This window comes from Amycolatopsis sp. NPDC051071 (assembly GCF_040682875.1).
GTDB lineage: Bacteria > Actinomycetota > Actinomycetes > Mycobacteriales > Pseudonocardiaceae > Amycolatopsis.
On sequence record NZ_JBFBBY010000073.1, the window covers coordinates 30,504 to 39,946 of the forward strand.

Annotated in this window: 8 protein-coding genes; 7 read left to right on the forward strand and 1 reads right to left on the reverse strand. The window is 68.2% G+C overall.

All coding sequences use genetic code 11. From position 1 onward, the window contains the following. The first annotated feature begins 100 nt into the window (after positions 1-100). On the forward strand, positions 101-1,633 hold the full coding sequence (locus tag AB0M65_RS23060) for a DHA2 family efflux MFS transporter permease subunit (RefSeq protein ID WP_364030898.1): 1,533 nt from the start codon (positions 101-103) through the stop codon (positions 1,631-1,633). Between the two features lie 176 nt (positions 1,634-1,809). Here AB0M65_RS23060 and AB0M65_RS23065 read toward each other — a convergent pair whose 3' ends face one another. Continuing rightward, positions 1,810-3,030: an acetyl-CoA C-acetyltransferase gene (locus tag AB0M65_RS23065; protein ID WP_364030901.1), complete on the reverse strand. Its 1,221-nt coding sequence runs from the start codon at positions 3,028-3,030 to the stop codon at positions 1,810-1,812. Positions 3,031-3,239: 209 nt separating this feature from the next. Here AB0M65_RS23065 and AB0M65_RS23070 point away from each other — a divergent pair, with 209 nt between their 5' ends. From AB0M65_RS23070 to AB0M65_RS23095, 6 genes are all read left to right on the forward strand, one after another. After that, positions 3,240-4,610, forward strand: coding sequence for a cystathionine beta-synthase (locus AB0M65_RS23070; protein ID WP_364030904.1), 1,371 nt, complete (start codon positions 3,240-3,242; stop codon positions 4,608-4,610). 116 nt (positions 4,611-4,726) lie between these two features. Further along, on the forward strand, positions 4,727-6,295 hold the full coding sequence (locus tag AB0M65_RS23075; protein WP_364030906.1) for a hypothetical protein: 1,569 nt from the start codon (positions 4,727-4,729) through the stop codon (positions 6,293-6,295). Between the two features lie 154 nt (positions 6,296-6,449). Beyond that, positions 6,450-7,010 carry a hypothetical protein gene (locus tag AB0M65_RS23080; protein ID WP_364030909.1) on the forward strand — a complete coding sequence of 187 codons (561 nt, stop codon included), beginning with the start codon at positions 6,450-6,452 and terminating at the stop codon, positions 7,008-7,010. 38 nt (positions 7,011-7,048) lie between these two features. Then, a complete protein-coding gene (locus AB0M65_RS23085; RefSeq protein WP_364030912.1) occupies positions 7,049-7,528 on the forward strand; it encodes a hypothetical protein in 480 nt (159 codons plus the stop codon). A 43-nt stretch (positions 7,529-7,571) separates the two neighbouring features. Next, a complete protein-coding gene (locus tag AB0M65_RS23090) occupies positions 7,572-8,141 on the forward strand; it encodes a hypothetical protein (RefSeq protein ID WP_364030915.1) in 570 nt (189 codons plus the stop codon). Positions 8,142-8,192: 51 nt separating this feature from the next. Beyond that, positions 8,193-9,350 (forward strand): cystathionine gamma-synthase, encoded by a 1,158-nt coding sequence (locus tag AB0M65_RS23095; protein ID WP_364030918.1) that lies wholly within the window; start codon positions 8,193-8,195, stop codon positions 9,348-9,350. Positions 9,351-9,443: the final 93 nt, after the last annotated feature.

A 9,443-nucleotide genomic window follows, 5' to 3' on the forward strand; every position in this document is an offset into this window, starting at 1 on the left:
TGGGGAAGGCCTGGCGGCGTCGCCGGGCGTCATCTCGCAGTCGCGGCCGGCGGGGGGTCGTCGCGTCCGAGGAACACTGAACACCAAGGACGGATCCTTCATGTCAACGCAAAGTCCGGCCGCGCCGGGCAGCGACAAACTCGACGCGGGCGTGCTCAAGGTCGCCGCCGTCGTCATCCTCGGCGCGATCATGGCGATCCTCGACACGACGGTCGTCAACGTCGCGCTCCAGAAACTGACCATCGAGTTCCAGACGTCGTTCGACACCATCCAGTGGATCGCGACCGGCTACATGCTGGCGCTGGCCACGGTCATCCCGGTCACCGGCTGGGCCTCGGACCGGTTCGGCACCAAACGCCTCTACATGGTGGCGATCGGGCTGTTCCTGATCGGCTCGATGCTGGCAGGTATGGCCTGGGACGTCGAATCGCTGATCGTCTTCCGGATCCTGCAGGGCTTCGGCGGCGGCATGCTGATGCCCGCCGGTATGACGATCCTGACCAGGACCGCGGGCCCGCACCGGATCGGCCGCGTGATGGGCGTGCTCGGCGTGCCGATGCTGCTCGGCCCGATCGGCGGCCCGATCCTCGGCGGCTGGCTGGTCGACGCGGTGAGCTGGCGCTGGATCTTCTACATCAACCTGCCGATCGGCCTGATCACCATGGTGCTGGCCTGGCGCCTGCTGCCGAAGGACCGGCCGGAACCCAGTGAGCGCTTCGACTTCGTCGGCATGCTGATGGTGTCGCCGGGGCTGGCGGCGCTGATCTTCGGCGTTTCGAACATCCCGGCGGCGGGCGGTATCGGCGCGGTGGACGTCTGGCTGCCCGCGCTGGCCGGGATCGGGCTGCTCGTGGCCTTCGTGTTCCGGGCGAACCGGATCCCGAACCCGCTGCTCGATTTGAAGCTGTTCAAGAACCGGTCGTTCTCCGTCGCGATGGTGACGATGACGTTCTTCTGCGTCGCGTTCTTCGGCGCGATGCTGCTCCTGCCGACGTACTTCGTGCTGGCGCGCGGTGAATCGGCGATGAACGCCGGCCTGCTGCTCGCTCCGCAGGGTTTCGGCGCGATGCTGACCATGCCGATCGCGGGCAGGTTCGCGGACAAGATCGGCGCGCGGAAGATCGTGCTGCCCGGTCTCGTGCTGATGCTCGCCGGGTTGATCGCCTTCACCCAGGTCACCGCGGCGACGCCGTACTGGCTGCTGCTTTCGGCGCTGTTCGTGATGGGGCTCGGCATGGGCGCGACGATGATGCCGATCACCTCGGCCGCGTTGCAGACGCTCAAGCCGCAGGACATGGCGAAGGCGTCGACGGCGACGAACATCCTGCAGCAGACCGCCGGTGCGATCGGCGCGGCCGTGCTGTCGATCATCCTGGCCGCGCTGCTGGCCGGGAAGTTCGGTGTGATGACCTCGCAGGGACAGCTGGCCGCGACCGCCGCGGTGATGGACCCGGCGACGCGCGAGGCGGCTTCGGGGCTGACGGCGGACGCGTTCTCGACGACGTTCCTGTGGTCGCTGATCCTGCTCGCGCTGTGCCTGATCCCGGCGGCGTTCCTGCCGAAGACCAAGCCCGCGCTGCCGGAGGGTGTCGACGGCGAGGTCCCCGCGGCCCCGCCGATCATGACGCACTAGCCGCCGGAAGGGAGCAAGGGACCTTTGCTGCTACTTTCCAAAAGAAAGTAGCAGCAAAGGTCCCTTGCTCCCTTTTCGCAGGTCAGCGCGCCGCGCAGGGAAACACGCAAGTCTGTGAAGGCCCAGAGTCCCTCAAAGGGGCCTTCATAGACCAACGGCCGTCTCAGCCGCGAAGGTCAGGACAAGCGCTCCAGCACCATCGCCATGCCCTGGCCGCCGCCGACACACATGGTCTCCAGGCCGAACTGCTTGTCGTGGTGCTGCAGCGAGTTGATCAGCGTCGACGTGATCCGCGCGCCGGTCATGCCGAACGGGTGGCCGACGGCGATCGCGCCGCCGTTGACGTTCAGCTTGTCGAGGTCGATCCCGAGGTCCTTGTACGACGGGATGACCTGCGCGGCGAACGCCTCGTTGATCTCGACGAGGTCGATGTCGCCGACCGACATCCCGGCGCGCGCGAGTGCCTGCTTCGATGCTTCGACCGGGCCGTAGCCCATGATCTCCGGCGAGAGCCCGGAAACACCGGTCGACACGACGCGGGCCAGCGGCGTCAGACCCAGTTCGCGAGCCTTGGTGTCCGACATGATGATCACCGCGGCGGCGCCGTCGTTGAGCGCGCAGCAGTTGCCCGCGGTGATCCGGCCGTCGGGGCGGAAGACCGGCTTGAGACCGGAGACGCCTTCGAGGGTGACACCGGCGCGCGGGCCGTCGTCCTTCGAGATCACGGTGCCGTCCGGCAGGGTCACCGGGGTGATGTCCTTGGCCCAGAAGCCGTCGGCGATGGCCTTCTCGGCGAGGTTCTGCGAGCGGACGCCGAACTCGTCCATTTCCTCGCGTGACACGTTCTTCAGCCGCGCGAGGTTCTCGGCGGTCTGGCCCATCGCGATGTAGACGTCGGGCAGGACGCCGTTTTCGCGCGGGTCGGCCCAGCTGTCGGCGCCTTCGGCGGCCACCTGCGCGGTGCGGGCCTCGGCGTCGGCGAACAGCGGGTTGTGCGTATTCGGCCAGGAGTCCGAGCTGCCGTTGGCGAAGCGCGAGACGGTCTCGACACCGGCGGAGATGAACACGTCGCCTTCGCCCGCCTTGATCGCGTGCAGCGCCATGCGGGTGGTCTGGAGGCTGGAGGAGCAATACCGGGTGATCGTGCAGCCGGGCAGGTGGTCGTAGCCGAGTTCGACGGCGACCGCGCGGCCCATGTTGAAGCCCTGCTCGCCACCGGGGAGACCACAGCCCAGCATGAGATCTTCGATCTGCGCGGGGTCGAGTTCGGGGACCTTGTCGAGCGCGGCGCGGACCATCTGCACGGTGAGGTCGTCCGGGCGGATGCTCACCAGCGATCCCTTGCCGGCGCGGCCGATCGGGGATCGGGCGGTGGAGACGATGACGGCTTCGGGCATGGAACGACACTCCCTTGTTTTCGATCCAGCTGTGCTTGATCCAAAGCGGGCGCTAAGCGGTTGCTCACCTCGCATCCTCCACCGGAGTGAGGTGCGGGTCAAAGGTGAACGCGACCCACGCCACTCTTTCGAAGGCACGACCACCGGCGGCCGCGTGACCTCGCCCGTTGAGTGGACACATCCCGACCTGCGGCGTTTAGGCTGTCAGCGTGGATTACGTCGAGCACATCGTGGACCTCGTGGGCAACACCCCGCTGGTCAAGCTGAACGCACTGGCCGAGGGGTTGCGACCGCTCATCCTGGCCAAGGTCGAGTACGTCAACCCCGGCGGCAGCGTCAAGGACCGCATCGCGCTGCGGATGATCGAAGCCGCGGAGCGTTCCGGCGAACTGAAGCCCGGCGGCACCATCGTCGAGCCGACGTCCGGTAACACCGGCGTCGGGCTGGCCATGGTGGCGCAGCGCAAGGGATACAAATGCGTGTTCGTCTGCCCGGACAAGGTCAGCGAGGACAAGCGCAACGTGCTCAAGGCCTACGGTGCCCGCGTCGTGGTCTGCCCGACCGCGGTGGCGCCGGAGCATCCGGACTCCTACTACAACGTCTCCGACCGCCTCGTGCGCGAGATCGAGGGCGCCTGGAAGCCGAACCAGTACGCCAACCCGGAGAACCCGGCCAGCCACTATCACTCGACCGGCCCGGAACTCTGGCGCCAGACCGAGGGCAAGATCACGCATTTCGTCGCGGGCGTCGGCACGGGTGGCACGATCTCAGGCACCGGCAAGTACCTCAAGGAGGTCAGCGACGGCCGCGTCCAGGTCATCGGCGCGGACCCCGAAGGCTCGGTGTACTCCGGCGGGTCCGGCCGTCCGTACCTGGTCGAGGGCGTCGGTGAGGACTTCTGGCCGGAGACCTACGACCGTGACGTCGCCGACCAGATCATCCCGATCTCGGACGCGCATTCCTTCGACATCACGCGTCGTCTCGCGCTCGAAGAAGGACTGCTCGTCGGCGGTTCGTGCGGGATGGCCGTCGCGGCCGCGCTCAAGCTCGCCGAGGACCTCGGCCCGGACGACGTCGTCGTCGTGCTCCTGCCGGACGGCGGCCGCGGCTACCTCACGAAGGTCTTCAACGACAGCTGGATGTCCTCCTACGGCTTCCTGCCGCCCGATTCGAGTGGCGCGACCGTCCGCGACGTCCTGATGAAGAAGAGCGGCTCGCTGCCCAGCCTGGTGCACAGCCATCCGAACGAGACCGTCGCCGAAGCGGTGGCGATCCTGTCCGAGTTCGGCGTCAGCCAGATGCCCGTCGTCAGCGCGGAACCGCCACTCATGGCGGCCGAGGTCGTCGGCGCGGTCAACGAACGCGACCTGCTCGAAGCGCTCTTCACCGGCAAGGCCCAGCTGGCCGATCGGCTGGAGCAGCATATGTCGCCGCCGTTGCCGACCATCGGCGCCGGTGAACAGGTGGGTTCGGCGATGAACGCGCTCTCGGGCGCCGACGGCGCGCTCGTGCTGGTGGACGGCAAGCCCGCCGGCGTCGTCACCCGGCATGACCTGCTCGCTTTTCTCGCAGGACGGTAAAGGGAAGTTTCATCGGATGGACGGGCCGGGGCGTTACGAGCGGCCCGACCCCCTATCCGATAGCGTGTTCGGTGAGTTGAACTTTCATGTCCTCGTCAAGGGGGTTCAAGACCCAAATGAGTGCTCCGCAGCCACCGAATCAGCCTTGGGGTGGCGCCCAGCCACCCCAGGGACCCCCGAGTGGCCCCCAGCCGCAGCAAGACAACCCGTTCGGTTCCCCGGAACCGACCCAGGTGGTGCAGCCCGGCCAGCCCGCCCAGCCCGATTACGGGCAACCGCAGTACGGGCAGCCCTCGTATGAGCAGCCCCAGGGTGGCGGGTTCGGCGACACCCCGGAGCCAACCCAGGTCGTCCAGCCGGTCCAACCGGGTTCCGGTGACGCGAACGCGACCCAGCTCGTGCAGCCGGTGAGCGGGAGCGGCGACGCCCCCGGGGAATCCACCCAGCTCGTGCCGCCGGGTTCGCAGCCGCCCGCCATCCCGTACGCCCCGCCGCCGAGCGCGGCCGACAACCCGGCAGCCGGTGCCTACGGCGCCCAGGGTGGCGGCTTCGCTCAGCAGCCCGGCTTCGGCGGTCCCCCGCAGGGCGGGTTCGACCCGTCGCAGGGACAGCAGCAGCCCGGTTTCGGTCAGCCGCAGCAGGGCTTCGGCGGACCGCCGCAGGGTGGTTTCGGCCAGCAGCCCGGTTTCGGCGGACCACCCCAGGGCTACTCCGCCGCGCCCACCGGTGGTGGCGGTGGCGGGAACCCGTTGTTCGGGTTCATCGCCGGTGGCCTGGTCGGCCTCCTCGGCCTTCTCGCGCTGATCTTCAGCTTCGTCTACTTCGGTGACGCGAGCGACTACTCCAAGGGCCTCGACAACGCGCCGAGCGACGAGGCACTGCAGCAGTTCCTCGACAAGGCGGGGACGGTCGGTCCCGGTGTCGTCTGGCTCTACGTGATCCTGCTGCTGGTCGCCTCGCTCATCGCGACGGCGTCCGGTGCCGGTCTCGCCTTGGCAGGCAAGCTTCCGGCCACGGTCAAGAAAATCGTGCCGATCGCGGTCACCGCGGGCGGCGCGCTGCTGTTCCTCTTCGGCCTGCTGCTGCTGATGGGCACCACGCCGTCGGAGGAGTTCAAGCGTGAGCTCGGGCCGCTGGGTGACAAGGTCGGCATCGGCATCGGCCTGCCGCATTTGATCTTCGGCATCCTGATCCTGATCATCGGTGTGCTGGGCCTGATCCCGCCGACCGCGCAGTTCGTCGGCCTCGGTGGCGGCGGCTCGGTGCTGGGCGCTCCGCAGAGCGGTCAGCCCGGTGGTTTCGGCGGACCACCGCAGGGTGGCTTCGGCCAGCCGGGTCAGCCCGGCCCGTACGGCCAGCCGCAGCAGCCCGGTCCCTACGGTCAGCCCGGCCAGCCGCCCTCGGGTGGTTTCGCGCAGCCGGGTCAGCAGGGGCAGCAGGGGCAGCCCGGTGGCTTCGGGCAGCAGCCCGGCCAGCAGGGCCCGCCCAGTGGCGGCTTCGCACAGCCGGGACAGCCGCAGCAGGGTGGTTTCGGCCAGCCGCAGCAGCCCGGTGGCTTCGGCCAGCAGCCCGGATACCAGGGCGGCCCGCCCAGTGGCTTCGGTCAGCCGGGACAGCAACCCGGTCAGCCCGGCCAGCCGGGCCAACAGCCCGGTCAACCCGGTCAGCCGCCGCAGCAGTGGTGATTCGCGGCCACTGAACGGTTTTCGCTCATGATGCCCCCGGCCATCCGGCCGGGGGCATCATGTTTTCGCCGGTGTCTTCGGATTCGCCGGTCACGGCCGGGTCCACCGGGCTAGGGTGAGCGCCGTTAACCCACACCCGGCTGATGGGGGCGACGTGACCGGTCCGTACGGATATCGCGCTCAGCAGCCAGAACCGGCCGGTTTCGGGTACCCCGCTCCGCAGACGCGTCCGTCCGGGGCGACGGCGGTCATCGCCGCGTTGTCCGGGCTCGCCGCCGCCGGCGCCGCCGGGTTCATCCCGATCTACTTCTTCCTCGAACTGCCGTCCGGGTTCAGCATCGGCGATCTGCCTGGCCTCGTGCTGACCGCGCTCGGGCTCTACCTGTTCGCCGCACTGCTCCTCCTGATCGGCGCGCTGTCGGCGTTCTTCCGCTCGGTCGCCGGCGCCGTCCTGCTGGCGCTGGGCTCGCTGCTGGTGATCGCCGCCATCCTGGTGGAACCGCAGGCGTTCAACGGGAACTACGGCATGTACTTCCGGGCGCAGTTCGACTTCGAAACGTTCGTCGCGGTCGTCCGCGTGGTCATGTTCGCGGTCGTGCCGTTCACCCTGCTCTTCGCGATCATCCCGCCCACGCTGAAGTACTTGCGGTGGCGGCCTTCCGCGGCCCAGCCCTTTCATCGGCAAAACCCCTATCCGCCGCAGGGCGGTTGGTGAGATCCTGAGCCGTCCGGCTCGACCTCGGGGAGGCTTTCATGAGTCAGCAACGGTTTTTGCCGACCGCGGGTACCGCGATCGCCGCCGCCGTCATCGGTTGTCTGATCGCCATGAGCCATTTGGTGGACGCGTTCGTCTACCTCGTACCGCTTGTCATCGACGGCGGGAGCCCGGAGTACGTCGTCGGGCTCCTCTGGAACGGATCGCTGACAGCGATCTTGGTCGTGGGCGGAATCCTCTTGCTCCTGAGGAAGAATTCGGGCCGCGTACTCCTTGTCGCGGGTACGGTGCTTTCGCTTCTGGCCGAGCTCTTCGTTCCCGCCGCCGCGCGGGTCTACTTCTTCGCCGACGCCATCGCGGACACGAAGGCATCGTCCGACATCGGCTCCCTCGGGACCTTCGCGATGGCCTTGGCCGTCTTGGTGCTCGCGCTGATCCGGCCCACGTCGGATTGGCTGGAGGGGAAGCCGAAGGATGACGAGGAGCCGTCGAAACACGATCGGCTTCCCGGCTGGTAGCGGCGGCTGACAGGATGAGGCCCGGATCTCGACAGGGGGAGAAATGACTTATCAGCAGTACCCGCCGCAGGGTGGCTACCCGCCGCCCGGCGCCTACCCGCCGCCCGGGATGGCGCCGAAACCAAACGGCGCCACCGGGATCATCGCCGCGATCCTCGCGATCCTCGGCGGTGTGTGGTTCCTCGCCGGGGTGGTGCTGCACGTCATCGAGCTCTCCGATGACGTCGACTCTTTCCTCGTCATCGGCGCGGTACTCGATTTCGTGTCCGCAGCCCTGCTCCTGCTCGGCGGGATCCTGCTGCTCATGCGGAAGGGCGCGGGCCGTGTGCTCACCGCGGTCGGCGCCGCCTTCCCGCTCTTCATGGTGCTCGTGACGATCGTCGTCCGGTCCCTCGGGCTGGACTTTTACTTCTCGTATGGCGGACTGAGCCTCTTCTTCGGCATCGGCGGGGTGCTCATCCAGGTCCTGCTCCCGGCGATCGCGACGCTCGTCCTGGCGCTGATCCCGCCGACGGCGCGCTGGGTCGCGGCCAAGAAACAGGCGGCCGTGCCGCCGCCTCACTTCGGGTACCCGCAGGCGCGACCCGGCTATCCGCCGCCCGGACAGTGGTGAGTTCGATCCCAGACGATGGGATCTCGATGCGGTCGTCGTACCCTGGACCGTATGGCCGACGACTACTCTCTGCTGGGCTTCGAAACGCGCGCGATCCACGCCGGGCAGACTCCTGATCCCCGGACCGGCGCGGTCATCGTGCCGATCTATCAGACTTCGACTTATGCGCAGGACGGCGTCGGCGGAACGCGCGAAGGTGACTACGAGTACTCCCGTACCGCGAACCCCACACGCACCGCGCTGGAGGTCGCGCTCGCGGCGCTCGAAGGCGCCCGGCACGGCCTGGCCTACGCGTCGGGGATGGCGGCCAGTGACGTCCTGCTGCGGGCGACCCTGCGTCCCGGCGACCACCTCGTGCTCGGCAACGACGCGTACGGCGGCACGTTCCGGCTGATCGACAAGGTGCTCAGCCTGTGGGGTGTCGAGCATACGGTCGCCGACCTGGGGAACATCGCCGAAGTCCGCGCCGCGATCCGGCCGGAGACGAAGCTGATCTGGTGCGAGTCGCCGACGAACCCGATGCTGGGGATCGCCGACATCGCCGCGCTGGCCGAAGTCGCGCACGGCGCCGGCGCCCGACTGGTCGTCGACAACACCTTCGCCACCCCGTACCTGCAGAACCCGCTTTCGCTGGGTGCCGACGTCGTCCTGCACTCGACGACCAAGTACCTCGGCGGGCACTCCGACGTCGTCGGCGGCGCGATCCTGACCAACGAGGACGAACTGCGCGAGCAGCTGTTCTATCTGCGCAACGCGGCGGGTGCGGTACCCGGCCCGTTCGACGCGTGGCTGACGCTGCGCGGGATCAAGACGCTCGCGCTGCGTATGGAGCGGCACAGCGACAACGCCGAACTGATCGCCCGGATGCTGCTGAAGCACCCGAAGGTCGAGCACGTCTACTACCCGGGTCTGCCGGAGCACCCCGGCCACGAGGTCGCCTCGAAGCAGATGCGGCGTTTCGGCGGGATGATCTCGTTCACCCACGTCGACGGTGAGCAGGCCGCGCTCGACGTCGCGTCGAAGACGAAGCTGTTCATCCTCGCCGAGTCGCTGGGCGGGATCGAATCGCTCATCGAGCATCCGGGCCGGATGACCCACGCGAGCACCGTCGGGTCCACCCTGGAGGTGCCGGACAACCTGCTGCGTCTCTCCGTCGGCATCGAGGACGGCAGCGACCTCGTCACCGATCTGGCCAAAGCACTGGGCTGACCGCCGCCTGGCCCAGAAAAGAGAGCAAGGGACCTTTGCTGCTACTTTCTTTTGGAAAGTAGCAGCAAAGGTAACATGGTAAATTCGTGGAGG

Excerpts from the sequence above, each read along its gene's own strand:
- AB0M65_RS23060 (WP_364030898.1), top strand. The coding sequence starts at position 101 with ATGTCAACGCAAAGTCCGGCCGCGCCGGGCAGCGACAAACTCGACGCG.
- AB0M65_RS23065 (WP_364030901.1), bottom strand. The coding sequence starts at position 3,030 with ATGCCCGAAGCCGTCATCGTCTCCACCGCCCGATCCCCGATCGGCCGC.
- AB0M65_RS23075 (WP_364030906.1), top strand. The coding sequence starts at position 4,727 with ATGAGTGCTCCGCAGCCACCGAATCAGCCTTGGGGTGGCGCCCAGCCA.
- AB0M65_RS23085 (WP_364030912.1), top strand. The coding sequence starts at position 7,049 with ATGAGTCAGCAACGGTTTTTGCCGACCGCGGGTACCGCGATCGCCGCC.
- AB0M65_RS23090 (WP_364030915.1), top strand. The coding sequence starts at position 7,572 with ATGACTTATCAGCAGTACCCGCCGCAGGGTGGCTACCCGCCGCCCGGC.
- AB0M65_RS23095 (WP_364030918.1), top strand. The coding sequence starts at position 8,193 with ATGGCCGACGACTACTCTCTGCTGGGCTTCGAAACGCGCGCGATCCAC.